Annotated in this window: 13 protein-coding genes; 2 read left to right on the forward strand and 11 right to left on the reverse strand. The window is 70.2% G+C overall.

Going from position 1 to position 17,977, the window contains the following annotated elements; genetic code table 11:
- Window positions 1–93: 93 nt before the first annotated feature.
- Window positions 94–813 carry a copper homeostasis protein CutC gene (locus tag ASF40_RS07715; protein ID WP_056367647.1) on the reverse strand — a complete coding sequence of 240 codons (720 nt, stop codon included), beginning with the start codon at window positions 811–813 and terminating at the stop codon, window positions 94–96.
- A gap of 82 nt (window positions 814–895) precedes the next feature.
- On the reverse strand, window positions 896–1,102 hold the full coding sequence (locus tag ASF40_RS07720) for a hypothetical protein (RefSeq protein ID WP_056367649.1): 207 nt from the start codon (window positions 1,100–1,102) through the stop codon (window positions 896–898).
- Window positions 1,103–1,301: 199 nt separating this feature from the next.
- Between ASF40_RS07720 and ASF40_RS07725 the strand changes: the two genes are divergently transcribed.
- A complete protein-coding gene (locus tag ASF40_RS07725) occupies window positions 1,302–5,537 on the forward strand; it encodes an AfsR/SARP family transcriptional regulator (protein ID WP_056367651.1) in 4,236 nt (1,411 codons plus the stop codon).
- Window positions 5,538–5,624: 87 nt separating this feature from the next.
- Here the strand turns inward: ASF40_RS07725 and ASF40_RS07730 are convergent, their stop codons facing one another.
- The 8 genes from ASF40_RS07730 to ASF40_RS07765 all read right to left on the reverse strand — a co-directional run bounded on the left by ASF40_RS07730 (window position 5,625) and on the right by ASF40_RS07765 (window position 15,315).
- On the reverse strand, window positions 5,625–7,460 hold the full coding sequence (locus tag ASF40_RS07730; protein WP_056367655.1) for a 5'-nucleotidase C-terminal domain-containing protein: 1,836 nt from the start codon (window positions 7,458–7,460) through the stop codon (window positions 5,625–5,627).
- A gap of 100 nt (window positions 7,461–7,560) precedes the next feature.
- Window positions 7,561–8,280: a copper homeostasis protein CutC gene (locus ASF40_RS07735; RefSeq protein WP_327037403.1), complete on the reverse strand. Its 720-nt coding sequence runs from the start codon at window positions 8,278–8,280 to the stop codon at window positions 7,561–7,563.
- Window positions 8,277–9,620, reverse strand: coding sequence for an alpha-L-fucosidase (locus tag ASF40_RS07740; protein WP_056367657.1), 1,344 nt, complete (start codon window positions 9,618–9,620; stop codon window positions 8,277–8,279). The genes ASF40_RS07735 and ASF40_RS07740 overlap by 4 nt, the downstream gene beginning before the upstream one ends.
- The gene (locus ASF40_RS07745; RefSeq protein ID WP_056367659.1) at window positions 9,617–11,194 is read right to left on the reverse strand and encodes a M81 family metallopeptidase; all 1,578 of its coding nucleotides are present in this window, start codon (window positions 11,192–11,194) and stop codon (window positions 9,617–9,619) included. Before ASF40_RS07745 ends, ASF40_RS07740 begins: the two co-directional genes overlap by 4 nt.
- A complete protein-coding gene (locus ASF40_RS07750) occupies window positions 11,178–12,158 on the reverse strand; it encodes an ROK family protein (RefSeq protein ID WP_056367662.1) in 981 nt (326 codons plus the stop codon). Before ASF40_RS07750 ends, ASF40_RS07745 begins: the two co-directional genes overlap by 17 nt.
- Window positions 12,155–13,108, reverse strand: a complete 954-nt coding sequence (locus tag ASF40_RS07755; RefSeq protein ID WP_235560165.1) for a carbohydrate ABC transporter permease — start codon at window positions 13,106–13,108, stop codon at window positions 12,155–12,157. The genes ASF40_RS07750 and ASF40_RS07755 overlap by 4 nt, the downstream gene beginning before the upstream one ends.
- On the reverse strand, window positions 13,098–14,006 hold the full coding sequence (locus ASF40_RS07760) for a carbohydrate ABC transporter permease (RefSeq protein WP_056367664.1): 909 nt from the start codon (window positions 14,004–14,006) through the stop codon (window positions 13,098–13,100). Before ASF40_RS07760 ends, ASF40_RS07755 begins: the two co-directional genes overlap by 11 nt.
- Before the next feature lie 46 nt (window positions 14,007–14,052).
- Window positions 14,053–15,315 (reverse strand): ABC transporter substrate-binding protein, encoded by a 1,263-nt coding sequence (locus ASF40_RS07765; RefSeq protein WP_235560166.1) that lies wholly within the window; start codon window positions 15,313–15,315, stop codon window positions 14,053–14,055.
- A gap of 187 nt (window positions 15,316–15,502) precedes the next feature.
- Here ASF40_RS07765 and ASF40_RS07770 point away from each other — a divergent pair, with 187 nt between their 5' ends.
- The gene (locus tag ASF40_RS07770) at window positions 15,503–16,654 is read left to right on the forward strand and encodes an ROK family transcriptional regulator (RefSeq protein WP_056367666.1); all 1,152 of its coding nucleotides are present in this window, start codon (window positions 15,503–15,505) and stop codon (window positions 16,652–16,654) included.
- A 3-nt stretch (window positions 16,655–16,657) separates the two neighbouring features.
- Here the strand turns inward: ASF40_RS07770 and ASF40_RS07775 are convergent, their stop codons facing one another.
- The gene (locus ASF40_RS07775) at window positions 16,658–17,923 is read right to left on the reverse strand and encodes an alpha-L-fucosidase (protein WP_056367668.1); all 1,266 of its coding nucleotides are present in this window, start codon (window positions 17,921–17,923) and stop codon (window positions 16,658–16,660) included.
- Window positions 17,924–17,977: the final 54 nt, after the last annotated feature.

Here is a 17,977-nt window from a genome sequence, read left to right on the forward strand (position 1 = left end):
TTCGTGGCGCGCACGCCATGACGGTGACCCGGCGAGGTGAACCGGCACGGGCCTGGCGGCGATCATCCGGTGTACGGCTGCGGGACGCTTGCCTCAGCCGGCGGCGGCGGCGACGGCCGCCGCCACGACTGCGGCGTCGGTGACGTCGTGGCCCGGCGACCCGCCGCCCGGGCCGGACGGCGCATCGTGGCCCGCGCGCGCTCGCGCCGACAGGTGCACCGCGTCGACCCCGGCCGCGAACAGTGCCGGGATGTCGGCCGGCTGCACGCCGCCGCCCGCCATCACCTCGACAGCTCCCGAGCGTTCCGCGAACACCGCCAGCATGGCGAGGCCGTCGATGGAGCGCGGCGCACCGCCCGAGGTCAGCACACGGTCGACCCCCTCGGCCACCAGCGCGTTGAAGACGGCCGACGGATCGGCCGCGGCGTCGACGGCCCGGTGGAACACGAGCGTCGCGGGGCCCGCAGCATCCCGCCATCGGCGCAGCGTCTCGACGTCGAGGCCGCCCGCCGAGGTCAGCGCGCCCACGACCACACCGCCCGCGCCGCGATCCACGCACGCGCGGATGTCGGCCGCCACGAGCGCGACCTCGTCGGGGTCGTAGACGAACCCGCCTCCGCGAGGACGCACGAGCACGTTCACGGTCGCGGGGTCGACGGCCGCGAGCACGGCCTCGAGGGTCGCGAGCGACGGTGTCAACCCGCCCACGTCGAGGGCCTGGCACAGCTCGAGACGGGTGGCCCCGGCCGCGATCGCGGAGCGGGCCCCTGCGGGGTCTTGGACGGCGATCTCGACAGGGCGCGGTGCGGACATGCCGCGAGCCTAGTCCGACGGTGAGCCCGGCCGCAGACATGGTGAGACCCGCCGCGCTCCCGGGCGGCGGGTCTCGACGGATTCAAGAGAATCGCAGCTGCCGCGGCCTCGTGAAGAGGTGACGGAACCACACGCCGATGCCTGCGACGACGTGCGACGCCGGGCTCTCGGGCGTGATCGTCGCGCCGCGGTCGGCGATGCTGCGGAGAATCTCGTTCTCGCGATCCAGGGCGGCCGCCCGCTCGCGATCGAGCCGGTCGGCCGTGTAGGTCAGGGTGTTCCCGTCCATGGCCGTTCCTTTCATGATGCTCGCCCGGGTTGGCGAGGGTTGTGTGGTGTGAGTCGCGGTCGCGGTGCGGTGATACGCCGGGCCGTGAACACAGCGTCGCGGCATCCGGTATCGGGATCGGGCGCGTCCGGTACTGGTCCGGTACTGATCAGGGGCGGATGCCGTTGACGCTCGTATCGGCGGAGATCACACTGCAAAGATGGCCATCAGGGTCTTGGGGCCGCTCGACACGGGGACCGAGCACACCCTGAGCCCGCGGGAGCGGGTGGTTCTCGCCGCACTGATCGTGCGAGCGGGACGCACTGTCGCGCCGGGCGACCTCGCGGAGGCGTGCTGGGGCGAGGATCCGCCGCGCACATGGCCGCAGCAGGTGAAGACCTGCGTGGCCCGCATCCGGGCCGGGCTCGGGAGCGCCGCCGTGGTGACCCGGGGCTCCGAGTACACGCTGGGGATCGATCCCGCGACGATCGACGCGTTCGAGTTCGAACGCCTGGTCTCGAGTGCGCGGCAGCATGCCCTGCATGACGAGCACGATCGCGCGGTCGACGCGTACCGGCGCGCGCTCGAGCTGTGGCGCGGCGAACCCTACGCGGAGCTGGTCGACTGGGCGCCCGCGGCGGCCGAAGCCGAGCGTCTCATCGAGATCCGCGACAGCGCCCAGGAGGAGCTGCTCGAGGCCCGCCTCGCCGAAGGCGAGCACCGCGCGGTCATCGCCGACGCCGAGCGCCTCGTGCGCGCGGCCCCGCTCCGCGAGGATCGCTGGGCGATCCTCGCGATCGCCAACTATCGCGCCGGGAGGCAGGCCGAGGCGCTCGCCACCGTGCGCGCCGCTCGCACGCGACTCGTCGACGAACTCGGCATCGACGTCGGGCAGCGGCTGCGCGAACTCGAGGCGTCGATGCTGCGGCAGGATCCGGCCCTCGCCCTCGTCAAGACGCTGCATCGCGTGAGCGACGCGTGCCCGTACCGCGGCCTGGCGGCCTTCTCGACCGCCGACGCGGACGAGTTCTTCGGACGCGAGAGCGACATCGAGGCGCTCCTGCAACGCGTGCGGCCGGGAACGCTGACCGCGGTGGTGGGGGCGTCCGGCTCGGGGAAGTCGTCGCTGGTGTTCGCGGGCCTGCTCCCGCACGCCTCGGAGGACCGCCGCGTGGCTATCGTCACCGCGGGACGCGAAGCCGCGCCGCGACTTCGCGGACGGCTCGAGCAGCGGGGCGCGGCCGACCTCGTCGTCGTGGACCAGTCGGAGGCGGTGTTCCAGCTCCCCGAGCGCGAGCAGGAGGAGTTGTGCGCGCTCGTCGCGAGTGTCCTGTCGACCGGGTCGGCCGTGATCATGACCCTCCGCAGCGACTTCCTCGACCGCGCGACGGGTCTGCCTCACATCGGAACCCTGATCGGCCGGGGCGTCTACGCGATCGGGCCGCTCAGCCTCGCCGGTCTGCGCGAGGCGATCGAGTACCCGGCCACCCGCGCCGGTCTCCGGCTGGAGCCGGGACTCGTCGAAGTGATCGTGAGGGATGCCGCCGACCGGCGCAGCACGCTTCCCCACGTCTCGCACGCCCTGGTCGAGACCTGGGTCCGGCGCGAGGGAGCGACGCTCACCGTCGCCGGGTACGAGGCGTCCGGAGGTCTGGTCGGCGCCATCGCACAGTCGGCCGAGAGCCTCTACCGATCGCTCGACGCCGAGGATGCCGATGCGTGCCGATCTCTGATGCTGCGACTCGTGCACCGTGGCGCCGACGGCGCCTCGGTTCGGCATACCGGTCAGCTCGCACCGCTCGTCGCGGACCCGGCGCGCCGCAGGGTGCTCGACCGCCTGGTCACCGCGCGACTCCTGACCACCGACGGGGACGAGGTGACGATCGCCCATGAGTCCATCGCGACGGCGTGGCCGCGCCTTGACCGCTGGCTCGAGGAGGACGCCGAGGGAGCGCGCCTCGTCCCGGTCGTCGCGACGGCGGCGGAGCTGTGGAACGGGTCCGGCCGGCGGGACGAGGACCTGCTCCGCGGAGCGCGCCTGCAGGCGGCGCTTGACTGGCGTGGCGAGGCGCAGCCCGACCTCACCGCCGTGGAGCGGGAACTGCTGGACGCGTCGGCCGAACGCGAGCAGGACGAGCTGCGCGAGCTCGGCGAGCGCGCCGCCCGCGAGAAGCGGAGCAACCGACGGCTGCGGTGGGCGGTGGGAGGTGCGGGCGTGCTGGTGGTGGCGGCGATCGTCGGCGGAAGCCTCGCGGTCGTGCGGGGCGGGGAGGCGCAGGTCGCTGCCGAGAACGCGAGCGTCGAGGCACTCGTTGCGACGTCGCTCTCGCTGCTCGACCAGGACCGCGAGGTCGCCGCATTGCTCGCCGCTGAGGCGTACCGCCGATGGCCCGACGATCCGCGGACGCGATCCGCGCTCTGGGGTGTCGTGACGAACTCCGGAGGCGTCGTCGCCGTCCACCACGGGGCCGACGCGTCAGTCCCCTGGCTCGATGTCATTCCGGGGACGGGCACCGCGGTGCGAGTATCGGCGGCTCCGACCGATCGCACAGCGTCGACGGTCGACATCGTGGATCTGGCGACCGGCGACTCTATCGACGTGCTCGACGCCGAGCTGCCGGCGGCGGTCGCCGGGTCGGAGCGGAGCGTCTCGGTGAGTCCCGACGGATCTGCTGCGGCGATCACCGTCTTCGTCTCCACTGATCCGGTAGATGCGGACGAGTGCTGCTGGACGCACCTTTCGGTGATCGATCTCGCGAGGGGACGAGCCCGGCCGGAAATCGACGTGGTTCGAGCCATGTTGTGGCCTGGCGCGGTGTGGGATGCGGCGGGTCGGAGTCTGTTCATGGTCGACGCGGAGACGGCCGAACTGATCGCGGTCGACTCGGCGTCAGGCGTCGTGCGGGTATCGAGCGGCTGGGCGCCCTCCCCGCCTTCGAACATGGACGACGTGCAGGTGTACGCGAGCCCCGCCATCGTCGACGAGGAACTCGTCGCCGTCGGCGCAGGCCACGAGATCCGGTTGCACGAACAGGATTCACTCGCGCTCGCGCGAACGATTCCCCTCGACAGCGACAGATCGAGCGAAGCGATCATCACCGACGGCGGGGGTGGATTGGTGGCCGCAGGGTGGGACGGCACGGTCCGCATCGCCTCCGACGGAACCGTCCTGTGGCGCCGCAACGTGGAACCGACGGAGACCTGCGTAACGCTGCATCTCGTAAGCCCCGACACGATCGCCTGCGGATCATACGGAGGATTGTCGATCCTCGATCTCCACACCGGCGAGGCGACGGGTGCGCGTGCGCCACTGCAGTACAACCGGAAGGCGTTCTTCGAAACCATCGACGATCAGTCCCTGCTCGCTTTCCCCACGATCCCGCCGGTCTGGCTGCGCTGGCGGATCGACGGCGGTGGCGCGGGCGCGGAGGTCGTCGCGAAAGGACGCGAGCTTCTCGAGGGCCCCGAGGCAGGAGGCTCACTCGTCGTCACACAGCCATCAGGTGGCGGGCCGATGCGGCTGTGGGACATCGACCGCGACGTCGCCGTCGGCGAGGAGTCGGCGAGGATCGTGCCGCTCGGCAGCGGAGTGGTGGCACGCTTCGCCGAGTACGAGTCAGGCCCGTTGTACGCGCGGTACTGGCAGCAGTGGGGGCGGCCGACGCTCGAGCACGTGTCGACGGGCGACGAGATCCCCCTGCGCATCGGCGATCTGCCCGACTCGGTGAACGTCTACCCGGGGGGCTGGGCGACCCCGGCCTTCGCCGCATGGCCTGGCGCCGTGGTCGCCTTCGACCCTTCGACGGGCGAGGCCCTCGGACCGATCATCAGGCTCGCCGAAGGGCGCTTCACCGACGTGGGTTCGATCAGCGAAACGCCCGACGCGACGCGCGCCGTGATCACCTGGTGGAACGTGAAGCGGGCCACCTCGGAGACCGGGGTCTTCGAGATCTCGACCGGAGACCTCATCGCGCGCGGTCTCTACGGCCTGGAGGGGAGCCTGGCCGTCGACGACGACCGCTTGGTCGGCGTCGCGGAGGATGAAGCCCGGATCTACGACCTGCGCACACTCGAGCCGATCGCCGCCCTTGCGCGGGCTGCAGGCGGCGGCAACCGGATCGCGGTCAGCGCGGACGGTCGCACGCTGCTGAACGTCGGGTACAACAACACGCTCACGCTCTACGATCTGGCGGGGAACGTCGCCCTCGCGGGTCCGCTCGACGGTGCGGCGGATGCGACTCTCATCGCCGGCGGGTTCCTCACCGCCGACGGCGAGAGCCTGATAGAAGCCCTGCCCAGCGGCATCCGGATCTGGGAGCTGGGCGCCCGGCAGCAGTCGACCCACGCGTGCACGCTGGCCGGCCGAGAGCTCACCACGGACGAATGGACGACGTACTTCCCCGGCGAGGAGCGTGTCGAGACGTGCGCAGCGCTCGCCTCCGCTGCCGGTGAATGAAGCCCACGGGGCGCGCGGATCCCGAGCAGGAATTCGCCGCAGGATGCTCGCTCACCCCGCGCCCGCGCTTCACCGGGCCGCGCGTGGTCAGAACACCGGCACGCCCGCGCGCACCAGCCGCCAGTTCGCGACGTGGAAGTCGGCGGGGTCGATCACTCCCGTCGCCGAGGCGTACGCCACAATCGCCTCGCGGATCGCGACCTGCGCGTTGTAGACCACGGGCGCGGTCGCGACGTGCGGGAACCCGCCGCCACCTGATTGCCGATAGTTGTTGATCGCCACCACGAACCGCTGGTCGGCCGCCACCGGCGCTCCGCCGAAGGCGAGGTTCGCGATGCGCGAACCCTGCGGCTGGGAGATCTCGATGTCGTATGTGACGCCCGAGAACTGGTCGAAGTTGTAATCCGGGGTGTTGAGCGCGTTCGTCCAGGTGGCCGGTGCGACCGGGGCATCGGGTGCCACCTGCTGGAAGTACTTGGCCGAGTATTCGAGATAGTCCTTGATCTGGGCGCCCGTGATCACCGACCCGAGCAGCGTGTTGTCGTAGATGTACAGCCCCGCGACGTCCTTGATCGTGACCTGCCCGGCCGGGAACGTCGCGGCGCGGTTGAACGGCGCCGCGAGGGAGATGATCGGAAGGGATGCCTCGGGGGTGCCGGCGATCGCCTTCGACACGGTGTCGATCTGCACGTGGTGGATGTAGTCGAGGATCGCGGTGTCTTTCCAGCACGACTCGGCGGCAGAGAGCACCTCGGTGGAGGTCGCGACCGGCGTGTTGACGTACGCGACGACGGCGTCGTGCTGCGCCTTCACGACCTGGACGAGCGCGGGGTCGTCGGCGACCGTGTTCGTGTTGACGGTGAGGGACTTCGCTCCGGTGACCGCCCACTTGCCGCGGTCGATCGTGAGCGTGAGGTCGAACACGCTGAGGCGCTGACCCCAGTTCTTCGGCTCGCTCATGACGACCTGCCTGCCCGTAGCCTTGTTCGTCACGAACCGCTGCGGGACGTCCTGGTGGGCGTGACCGAAGAGGACCGCGTCGATGCCGGGCACCTGCTCGGCCAGCAGGGCGGACGCGTTCTCGACCGGGATGTCGGAGCCGTACGACGACAGCCCGCTGTCGCCCGCGTGCACGCTCACAACGACCACGTCGACGCCCTCCGCCCGCATCACGGGCACCCAGCGCGCCGCCGACTCCACGACGTCGAGCACGTCGATGCGGCCGCTCACGTTCGCCTTGTCCCAGATGACGACGCCGGGGTTGGTGAGGCCGAGCACGCCGACGCGGATCGGCTTGTAGCCGGGAATGTTCATCTTCTTGACGACATAGGGGCGGAACGCGGGATCGGTCGTGCCCGCGTGCACGGCGTTCGCGGCCAGGGCCGGGGCATCCAACTGTGAGATCCAGTTGTCGAGGAAGTCGAGCCCGTAGTTGAACTCATGGTTGCCGAGGGCCACGGCGTCGTAGCCGATCGCGTTGAACGCGGCCGCGATCGGATGCATCGCACCCGACGCGGTGACCGGGTCGACGGTCGCGTAGTAGAAGCCCAGCGGCGACCCCTGAATCGTGTCGCCGGCGTCGAACAACAGCGTCCGGCCGCGTCCCCGATCTGCACGGATCTGGTTCACGAGGCTCGACACGCGAGCCAGCCCGATCGTGTTGCCCGCACTGTCGCTGTAGGCGGCGTCCTTGTAGTAGTCCCAGTTGAGCGCGTTCGCGTGGATGTCGGATGTGCCCATGATGGTGATGGTCACGGACTTCCCGCCGGGTGCGGCCAACGCCTGCGGCGACTGCACCCATCCGGCCGCGGCGAGCACACTCGCCGCGGAGACACCCACGAGGAAATTGCGTCGACTCAGACCCGAGTGGGGCGGGTTCTCCGCCGTGGTCCCGAGGTCGTGGTCGGATGCGTGATCAGGCATGTTTTCTCCCATGGCGAGGATCGAACCACGCTCCCGGGCACGGCGACAAGAGTCCGCGGATGAGGAAACTCTCAGCAACCGCTCCGACCGGCAGCGGTGCTCAACCCCGGGCGGCGGCCACCGCTTCCGCCACGATCCCCGGATCGGTGACATCGTGCCCGTCCGTGCCGCCGCCGGGTCCCGCGGACGCGCCGAGCCCCGCGCGCCGGCGCGCCGAGAGGTGCACGGCGCCCACGCCGGCGCGGACGAGGTGGCGGATGTCGGCCGGCGCCACTCCCCCGCCTGCCGTCACTTCGAGGTCCGGCCCGGCGAGGCGGGCGTACGCCTCGAGGCGGTCGATCCCCTGGATGCTGCGCTCCGCGCCCCCCGACGTCAGCACCCGGCCGATGCCCTCGGCCAGCAGGGTCTCGAACACCTCGGCGCTGCGCGGCGACGCGTCGATCGCACGGTGGAAGACGAGCGTCGCAGGGCCCGCGGCATCCGTCCACCAGCGAAGCGCCTCGCGGTCGGCGCGGCCGTCGCGCTCGAGCGCGCCGACCACGACGCCGCCCACCCCCCGCGCGACGCAGGCGCGGATGTCGGCCGTGACGACTGCGACCTCGTCGGCGTCGTACACGAAGCCGCCGCCCCGGGGACGCACCAGCACGTTCACCTTCTCGGCCCCGACCGCGTCGCACACGGCCTCGATCGACCCGATCGACGGGGTGAGACCGCCGACGACGAGCGCCTGGCACAGCTCGAGTCGATCGGCGCCGGCCTCGATCGCCGCGCGAGCACCCGCGGCGTCCTGCACTGCGATCTCGACGACCGTCGGGATCACAGCTCGACCCGGAGGGCGACCGCCGGCTCGGTCCGGAAGGCGTCGGGGACGGTCGCGTACACGCGACCGTCGGGCGCACGCTCGAGCGCAGCCTCGGTGCCGTCCGCCCAACGGGCAGGCCGGCCGGCGAGCTCCTCGGGAAGATCGAACTCGCCCGAGGCGGGGTCGAGCGCGATCACGTTGACCACACCCTCGGCAGCGGTGTAGGCGCGCGGCGCGCCGGTCTCCTCGTACGCGCGCACCCACGGGCGCGTGGCGTAGATCGCGTCGCCGTCGCGGCGGAGCCACGCTCCGAGCTCCCGCATGGCGCGTTGCTGCAGCTCGGGGATCGATCCGTCGGCGCGCGGGCCGACGTTGATCAGGAGATTGCCGTTCTTGCTCACGACGTCGGCGAGGAGCCGGATAAGGGCGTCGCCCGACAGCGAATGACTCGCATCCTCCGCTTGGTTGTAGCCGAAGGAGTACCCGAGTCCACGCGTCGACTCCCAGGGCTCGGCGACGATGTCGGCGACGTGGGTGTACTCGCGCGTGAGGAAGCCGTGCCGAGGCACGCCCCAACGGTCGTTCACTGCGCCGTCCGGCACGGCGGCGAGGTAGCGGCGCAGCAGAGCGGCGACCGCGTAGTCCTGCTGCCCCTTGCCGCCGTCCGGCCACTCGATGTCGTTCCAGAGCAGGTCGGGGCGGAAGCGGTCGACGAGCTCGTCGAGCTGGGCGGCGGCGTACCGCGAGAACCACTCGTCCGCCCGGCGGAACCGGAACAGGTCGGTGTCGGACTCGATCGGCGGGTGGTCGCTGACGTGCCAGTCCAGCGCGCCCGAGAAGTAGACGCCGAACCTCGTGCCCGCGCGACGCGTCGCGTCGTGGAGTTCGGCGATCAGGTCGCGGCGCGGCCCGCGGCGGGCCGAGCTGAACGTCGTCGTCGCGGTGTCCCACAGGCAGAAGCCGTCGTGATGCTTCGTCGTGGGCACGACGTAGCGCGCGCCCGCGTCGACGAGCGCGCCGACGAATGCGTCGGCGTCGAACCCATCGGGATTCCACTGTTCCGCGAGGTCCTCGTAGCTCGTGCCCGTGCCGTAGAGCTCCTGGTGGCGCCGCCACGTCGGGCTCCCCGCGATGCGCACCGTGTTGGCGTACCACTCGGCGTACTGGTGGTGGGCATAGGCGTCCTCGGTCGGCACTCCCCCGGGAGGGTGGGCCGGCGCCCATGCGGGCACCGAATACACGCCCCAGTGGATGAAGAACCCGAGCTTCGCGTCGCGATACCAGTCGGGAACCGGCGTCTCGGGGTACTCGGGCGCCGCGTCGCCGAGGTCGGGTCCGGTGCGGGTCTCGAAGTTCATGCGCGTGCCTCCGTGCCGCGGCGTCGGGTGACGAGTGCCGCAAGGTCGGGCTCGTCGTCGGTCGTGGCGAACGGGTAGGTTCCGGGGCGCAGCCGGGAGTGGCCGAGGCGCAGCAGATCCTGGTCGACGCCGCCGGGGGTGAGCGCGAGCGTCCAGCCCGCGGCGAGATCGTAGAGCTCGGGTTCGAGATAGCCGATCTTCACGATGACGATGTCGGCCGATTCAGGGTCGAGTCCCAGCATCCGGAAGTCGTCGAGGGAGTGGAAGGGCTTGCGCCGCTCGGTCACGATCGCGTGCACGGCTCCACGGCGTACCACGACCTGCGTGCCCGCGACCGGGTCGCCGTCGGTGATCGAGAACACCTCGCCGGTGACCTCGACCGGCCCCCGCGGCCCGGGGTCGACACGGCCGCCCACGTGCACCGTGACCGTGCCGCCGATCCCCGCCGCCTGGGCGGTGCTCACGGCCTCCGGATCGAACACGGAAGCCGCGAGCACCGTGCGCGACGCATCGTCGAGGTCGGCCCGCTCGAGCAGGCGACCGAGGGTCCACGAGACGTCTCCGGCGCCGCCCGCGGTGGGGTTGTCACCGGAATCGGAGATGACGTAGGGCCGCGGCGCGTCGTCCGCCAGAGCCTCGTCGAGCGCCTCGTCGAGGCTCGCCGTCGGACCCACGAAGACGAAGTCCGCTCGTGCATCCCAGTACCGCCGTCCGAGCCGCTCCGATTCGCGGGCGATCACATCCGGGTCGTCGCCGGTCACGATGACGGTGGCGTGGCAACGGGGTTCGTCGGCCCACGCGTAGCCCACCCAGACCGCGGCGTCGACGACGCCCTCGAGCTCCTCGACATCCGGGATGGTGCCGTACAGCCCCTGGGCGGGCTCGAGCCGCGTGCTCGTCTTCTCGCCGGGCAGCAGCACCGGGACGCGCACCCACGCCTTGTAGGGGCGTCGCGCGTCCGGGTCGGCACCCAAGGCACCACGCAGTCGCTCGAGCAGGTTGTGCACCGCGCGCTGCTTGGTGTTCATCCAGTCCTCGTGCGGCGCCATCCGGTAGCAGGTGATGAGGTCGACGGCGTCGAAAAGGGCGTCCGACACGTTGCCGTGCAGATCCATCGACGCCGATACGAGGGTGTCTGGACCGAGCGCCTCGCGCACCGCAATCGCGAGGTCGCCCTCGGCGTCGTCCATGCCCACGACGCTCATCGCTCCGTGGATGTCGAAGAAGAACGCGTCGAACGGGCCTTCCGCACGGATCCCCTCGACGATCGCCTGCTTCATGCGCGCATAGGTCTGCGGGTCGACCGCCCCGCCGGGCAGGGACCGCCCGTGCGTGAGCGGGACCCAGGTCGCAGCATCCCGCAGCTCCTCCCCCTCGGAGAGGAAGGGGTAGTACGCGAGCAGCTCATCTCCGGTGCGGATCGTGAACGCCTCGTCACCCGAGATGTGCGGTGAGAACGTGCTCGACTCGATCGAGATGCCGCCGATGCCTATACGCGGGCGCGCGAGCCCCGCCGGGTGGAGCGGGCCCAGGGGGCCTTTCCAGATCTGGTCGTGGTCAGGACGCGACGTCACGGACGAGCTCACCTTCTGCGAACGATTCGGAGGGGATGGAACGATCGGATGCCGCCACCAGGGCCGCGGCACCGAGCACGACCGCGTCACCGCGCAGGGTTCCGGGAACGATGCGCAAGGGAGCGCCGGACACCGGCGGATCGGTCAGGAGCGTGGCCTCGACAGCAGGAGCGAGCAGGTCCCATGCGGAGGCCACCCCGCCCCCGACTACCGCGAGGGGCACGTCGACGAGGGTCGCGGCGGAGATGCACGCGAGGGCGACCGCCCTCCCGGCGTCGTCGAACACGGCCTTCGCAACGGGGTCGCCGGTTCGCGCCCGGTCGGCCACGACCCGCGCGGATACGACGACCTCGCCGGTCGCGGCCGCATAGCGGCGCGAGATCGAGGTGCCCGAGGCCAGGGTCTCAAGGTGGCCGGTGCGACCGCAGGTGCAGACCAGATCGCTGTAGCCCGGAGTGTGGCCGATCTCGCCGGCAGCGCCGTATGGACCGTGGCGCAGTGCTCCGTCGAGCACGAGCGCTCCGCCGACACCGGTGCCGAGCATCACGCCGAGCACGTCGCTCCCCCGCCCCGAGCCCCACGCGGTCTCGCCGAGGAGGAAGGCGTTGACGTCGTTCTCGACGCGCACCTCGAGCTCGAGTCGGTCGCCGAGGCGCTCGCCGAGCGGGAATCCCGCCCAATCCACGAACATGTCCGACGCGGCGCGGATGGCACCGCTCTGCGGATCGACGACCCCCGCCGCGCCGACGCCGACCGCATCGGGACGCACGCCCGTGTCGTCGGCGAGCTCCTCGACGAGGAGCGCCGCCGTCTCTGCCATCGCGGCGCCGCCGGCGCGGGCGGGGGTGACGCGCGTCGCGCGCGCCAGCACCTTGCCGTCCGCGGCGACGAGGGCGCCGGAGGTCTTCGTGCCCCCGATGTCGATGCCGGCGACGACGGCGGGGGCCTCTGCGCACCCGCTCATCGGCCGCCCAGCCCGGCCATCGCGATGCCCTTCACCAGGTGCTTCTGCAGGACGATCACGAGAATCGTGGTGGGGATCATCGAGATGATCGCGGCCGCCATCTGCAGATCCCAGCGCGTGCCGGTGAGACCCGAGAAGCTGGCGAGGCCCACGGGAAGCGTGCCCAGCGTCGCGTAGTCGACCGTCACGATGAGCGGCCAGAGGTAGCTGTTCCAGAACGACAGGAAGGTGAACACCGCGAGCACAGCCACCGCCGACTTGGACAGCGGAAGGATGATCTGGAGGAAGGTGCGCACCGGACCCGAGCCGTCGACCCGGGCAGCCTCTTCGAGCTCGAACGGGATGCCGCGGAAGAACTGACGCATGAGGAAGGTGCCGAACGCCGTGAAGGCGAACGGGAAGATGAGCGCCTGATAGGTGTTGACCCATCCGAACCACTGCATCACCTGGAACATCGGGATGACGAGCACCTCGGCCGGCACCATGAGCGTGGCCAGGAACAGCACGAAGACCGCGTCACGCCCCTTCCAGCGCAGGCGCCCGAACGCGTAGCCAGCGGTCGTCGAGACGATGAGGACGACCAGGGTGCCGGCGATCGCTACGAACAGCGAGTTGCCGATATAGGTCAGGAACGGCCCGTAGGCGAAGACCTCCGCGAAGTTGCCCCACTTGATCTGCGAGCCGACCAGCGTGGGCGGCATCGAGAACATCTCCTCGTTGGGCTTGAGCGCCGAGAAGAACGCATAGACGAGGGGCGCGACGAAGATGAGCGCCGCGAGGTAGATGCAGATGTGCGCGAGAACAAGTCGGATGCGCTCGCCGGGCGTGCGGGCGGCGGTGCGGCGGCGCGCCGGGGGCTCCTCGACGAACTCGTCGTCGGACGTCATGAGCAGCGTCTGCTCGATCACCGACGCTTCCTTGTCGGTCTCGGTCTCGGTGTCAGTGCTCATAGTGCACCCACTTCCGCTGCGCGGCGAACTGCATGCCTGTGATGAGGATGATGATCGCGAAAAGGATCCACGCCGCTGCTGCAGCGAGTCCCAGGTCGCCGAAGGTGAACCCCTGTTCCCAGATGAACATGACGAGCGGCTTCGTCGCGTTGCCCGGGCCGCCGCCGGTCAGCAGCTGCGGCTGGGCGAACACCTGGAGGGCGGTGATCATCGTCATGATCGTCGCGAAGAAGATCGACGGCGAGATCATCGGGATCATGACGCTCCAGACGAGGCGGAAGCCCCGGGCGCCGTCGATGCTGGCCGCCTCGAGCACGCTCTCGGGGAGCTGCTCGAGCGCCGCGGAGAAGATCAGCATGTTGTAGCCGAGCCCCTGCCACACGCTCATCGCGACCACCATGATCATCGCCCACGAGGGATCGGCGAGGAAGTTCGGCAGCGTGATGCCGAACCAGCTCTGCGCCAGCCCGTTGAACAGGCCCTGCGGCTGCAGCATCATCTTCCACACCAGGACGTTGGCCACCATGGGCACGACGACCGGGATGAAAAAGAGCACGCGGAGGGCTCCGCGACCGCGGATGCGCGGCCCCAGCCCGATCGCGAGCGCGAGCGAGAGGGCAATGCTGAGCGGCACGTACAGCAGCGTGTAGACCGCGGAGTTGCGCAGCGCCGGCCAGAAGTCCGGGCTGCTGGTGAACAGCTTGGCGTAGTTCTCGACGCCGTTGAAGGTGCGGTCGCCGAACGTCGGCCAGTCGTAGACGCTCATCACGATCGAGAGCCCGACGGGCACGATCGTGAACAGGGCGAGCCCCACCAGGGCCGGGCTTGCGAAGCCCAGCGCCTGGCGGGCCTCGGCCCTGGCGAGCGACCCGCGACGTGTCGTCGTCGTGGTCGTCATTGCTCTGCTCTCTTGCTCACGTGCGAGGGTTCGAGGCCGAACCCGGTCAGTTGCCGAACTGCGCCTGGGCGCTCTCCAGCAGGTCCGACATCTCCATCTGGCCGTTGTAGACGCTGACGAGGTTCGGCTGGATGTAGCTGTCGAGCTTCTCCCAGTTCTTCGTCATGTACAGCGGCACGGTGGTGGCGAACGCCGACTCGAAGACCGTCTGGACCTGTTCGCGGTACTGCTCGTCGATGGAGTCGAAGTACAGCGGCTGCGACTCGGTGCGCGCCGGGTACGAGCGGCCCGACGAGGCGATGTAGTCCTGCGCGTCCTTGCCGAGCAGCGAACCCATGACCTTGAGGGCGGCCTCGGGGTTGTCGCACGTCTTCGAGATGCCGTAGCCCGATCCGAGGATCGGTCCGGAGTTGCCGTGGTCACCTGCCGGGAGCGGCGCCATGCCGGCGGCGAAGCCCGACTCGTTGTTGAGGTAGCTCACCGCATTCCACGTGCCGTCGACGGCCATGGCCGCGTTGCCGCCGGTGTACTGGTTCTCTCCCCAGCCGGTGTCGGAGGCCGAGGCGACCGGTGCCGCGACTCCGAGGTCGGTGACCAGGCCGGAGTACCACGAGGCCGCGTCCACGAAGTCGGGGTCGTCGATGTGAAGCGTGCCGTCCTCCGACGCCGGCTGCTTGCCGGACAGCGCGATCGGCATCGACATCCACTGGTATCCGCCCATGCCCATGCCGAATCCGTACTTGCCGTCGGCGGTCGCGGTCGTCGCGACGTCCTCGAAGTCGTCGAAGGTCCAGCCGATCTCGGGCGTCGCCGCACCGGTCGCGGTCAGCATGTCCTGGTTGTAGTAGACGAGCATCGTCGCCACGTCGAAGGGAACGCCGTACAGCCCGCCCTCGAAGCTCAGGATCCCCTCGGCGCCCGGGTTGAAGTCGGCGAAGTCGAGGCCCGCCGTCTCGAGGTCTTCCGCCGTCAGCTCGCGGAATCCGTCGGTGAACCCACCGAGCTGCGCGCCGCTCATGCCCGTGACGCACGCCATGTTCCCGCTGGCCATGTTGGTGGTGAGCTTCGTGAAGAAGTCGTTCCACGGCGCGGTCTGCAGCTTGATCGTCACATCGGGGTTCTCCTCCTGCGCGATGGCGACCTGCTTCTCGAGAGCCGTGGTGTCGTCCTCGCTCCCCGCCCACATGTCGACGACGATGGTGGGCTTGCCGTCGGTGGAACCCTCGCCACCGGAACCGCTCGCGCACCCCGTCAGCACCACCGCTACGCCGGTGGCTGCGGCCACCGCGCCAACGCGCAACTTCTTCATCGAATGCCTCCTATGGCAGCCAGTTGGTTCAGGTTATTTCGATTCTCGAAACAACCTTGTACTCTTGTGTCGCAAGTCACCCTCGCAGGTTTCGATCGGTGACGCAACCCGAACATCGGATGTTTATCGACGTGTGATACTTCGTCACGTCTCGGAAACACGGCCGCCTACACCCGCGAGAGGGAACATGACCCCCGACACCGACCGCTCTTCCGCCGACGAGGACCTGTCCCGGCGGATCATCGATCTGATCGCGCGCGGGCGGGCGAGCTCGCGCAGCGAGCTCGCCGCGGCGCTGGGCCTCGCGCCGTCGACCGTCAGCCTGAGGGTGCAGACGCTGATAGACGCCGGGCTCGTGACCGAGCGCGGCGACGGCACGTCACGCGGCGGTCGGCGTCCACGGCTTCTGGGCATCGACGAGGGTTCGGGGATCGTGCTGACGGTCGACCTCGGAGGCGGCCACGCCCGCATCGGCGCACACTCGCTCAGCGGCGAGCTGCGTGAGACGCGTTCCATCCCGGTCGCCCTCGCGGACGGCCCCGAGGCCACGCTCGACGCCGTGTGTGATGTCTTCGACGAGCTCGCGCGGGACACCACGATCCATGCGATCGGCATCAGCCTTCCTGGCCCGGTCGACATCGACCGCGGAACCGTCACGCAGCCGTCGCGCATGCCCGGGTGGCCCGGCTTCCGTGTCCCCGACTACGTGCGGCGCCGCTACGGCGTGCCTGTTGCCGTCGACAACGACGCGAACCTCGCCGCACTCGGCGAGCACCGCGCGCAGTTCGGCGCGAACGGCCACAGCATCACCGTCAAGGCTGGCACGGCCATCGGCAGCGGCATCATCGTGGACGGCCACATCCACCGAGGGGCCACGGGTGCGGCAGGCGATATCACGCACACGCGCATCGACGGCAGCGGCGACATCCCGTGCTCCTGCGGAAACACCGGCTGCCTCGAGACCGTCGCCAGCGGCGCAAGCCTCGTCCGCCAGATGCGCGAGCGCGGACGGACGGATGTCGAGACCACCGCGGACGTCTTGGCGCTGGCCCGCGACGCCGAGCCCGAGGCGACCACCATCGTCCGCACCGCCGGCACCCACCTGGGCCAGGCGCTCTCGGGCGTGGTCAACTTCTTCAACCCCCATGCCGTGTTCCTGACCGGCAGCATGAGCGCGTCGGAGCCCTTCATCGCCGCAGTGCGCAGCCGCGTCTACGAGGCGTGCCACCCCCTGGCCACTCAGCAGCTGCGGATCGAGGCCGCGCAGACGCGCGCCGACGCGATCCTGCACGGTGCCGCGCGGTGGGCCCTCGACAACCTCGAGATGCCCACCGCCTGACTGTCAGTCCTCGCTGAGCGTGAGTTCGATCACGGGCACGAGCACGTCCGGCCTGGCGACCGGGAGGTGTACGGTGAGCGTCCCCTCCGCCTCGCCCGCCGGCGTCATGTTGACCGCCTTCTGACCGGGATCCGCCGCCGACGCGCGAAGCCAGGAGCCGTCGTGGAGGAATCGCGCGTACCTGACATTGCCGGCAAGACCAGGAAGGTGCACGAAGCCCAGCGGCCACGACAGCAGGTGCAGATAGAGCTTCCGCCCTCGCCTGGTGTAGACGCCCTCACGCGGCGGCTCGAAGCCCGCGTGGCCGGCGCCGACGATCGCACCCCGGTGCAGCCGCATCCATTCGCCGATCTCGGCCAGCGTGCGCTCGTCCCGCGGGGCGATCGCCCCGCGGCCGTCCGGGCCGATGTTGAGGAGCATGTTGCCGTCCATCGAGACCGAGTCCGCGAGCATCTGGACGAGCAGCGTCGCCGGCTTCTGCTCGGTGTTGTCGCGGTGGTAGCCCCACGAGCCGTTCATCGTCTGGCAGGCCTCCCACACCTGAGGGACGCCGTCGACCACGAGCGGGGACGTCGGCTGGTACTGCTCGGGCGTGACGAAGTCTCCCGGGATGCCGAGCCGGTCGTTGACGAGCATCTCGGGCTGCAGTTCGCGGCACATCGCTAGCAGCGCCTCGGCGTCCCAGTCCTCCGGGCCCTTGCCCGCGAGCCCGTCCATCGACTCGGGGTAGGTGAAGTCGAAGAACAGGTAGTCGATCTGCCCGTAGTCGGTCAGCAGCTCGCGCACCTGGGCGTGCAGGAACTCGCGATACCGCCCCATGTCGCGACCCTCGTTGAGGGCGGCGACGTCCTCGTCGGCCCGTCGCGGGTGGTTCCCGTCGACCGTGAAGTCGGGGTGGTGCCAGTCGATGAGCGAATGGTAAAGGCCCACCCGCACCCCTTCTGCGCGGAGCGCGTCGACATACTCCCGCACGAGGTCCCGGCCGCACGCCGCGACCGCGTTGAAGTCACTTACCGCCGTGCCCCACAGTGCGAAGCCGTCGTGGTGCTTCGTGGTGAGCACCGCGTAGCCCATGCCCGTCTCCTTCGCGCGCCGGGCCAGCGCCCGCGCATCGAACAGGTCCGGGTCGAAGTTCTCGAAGTACGGGAGGTAGTCCTCGTCGGTCAGGAACTCGTAGTTCTGCACCCACTCGTGCCGTGCTGCACCGCTGTACAGGCCGAAGTGCACGAACATCCCGAATCGCGCCTCGTCGAACCACTGCTGTCGCATTCTCGCCCCACTCGCCTTCCGTGTGTGTGCTCCCATCCTGACACAAACATCCGA

It is taken from the genome of Microbacterium sp. Leaf288, assembly GCF_001422925.1.
Lineage (GTDB): Bacteria > Actinomycetota > Actinomycetes > Actinomycetales > Microbacteriaceae > Microbacterium.

Excerpts from the sequence above, each read along its gene's own strand:
- ASF40_RS07770 (WP_056367666.1), top strand. The coding sequence starts at position 15,503 with ATGACCCCCGACACCGACCGCTCTTCCGCCGACGAGGACCTGTCCCGG.
- ASF40_RS07775 (WP_056367668.1), bottom strand. The coding sequence starts at position 17,923 with ATGCGACAGCAGTGGTTCGACGAGGCGCGATTCGGGATGTTCGTGCAC.
- ASF40_RS07720 (WP_056367649.1), bottom strand. The coding sequence starts at position 1,102 with ATGGACGGGAACACCCTGACCTACACGGCCGACCGGCTCGATCGCGAG.
- ASF40_RS07760 (WP_056367664.1), bottom strand. The coding sequence starts at position 14,006 with ATGACGACCACGACGACGACACGTCGCGGGTCGCTCGCCAGGGCCGAG.
- ASF40_RS07715 (WP_056367647.1), bottom strand. The coding sequence starts at position 813 with ATGTCCGCACCGCGCCCTGTCGAGATCGCCGTCCAAGACCCCGCAGGG.
- ASF40_RS07730 (WP_056367655.1), bottom strand. The coding sequence starts at position 7,460 with ATGCCTGATCACGCATCCGACCACGACCTCGGGACCACGGCGGAGAAC.
- ASF40_RS07765 (WP_235560166.1), bottom strand. The coding sequence starts at position 15,315 with ATGAAGAAGTTGCGCGTTGGCGCGGTGGCCGCAGCCACCGGCGTAGCG.
- ASF40_RS07750 (WP_056367662.1), bottom strand. The coding sequence starts at position 12,158 with ATGAGCGGGTGCGCAGAGGCCCCCGCCGTCGTCGCCGGCATCGACATC.
- ASF40_RS07755 (WP_235560165.1), bottom strand. The coding sequence starts at position 13,108 with ATGAGCACTGACACCGAGACCGAGACCGACAAGGAAGCGTCGGTGATC.
- ASF40_RS07740 (WP_056367657.1), bottom strand. The coding sequence starts at position 9,620 with ATGAACTTCGAGACCCGCACCGGACCCGACCTCGGCGACGCGGCGCCC.
- ASF40_RS07725 (WP_056367651.1), top strand. The coding sequence starts at position 1,302 with ATGGCCATCAGGGTCTTGGGGCCGCTCGACACGGGGACCGAGCACACC.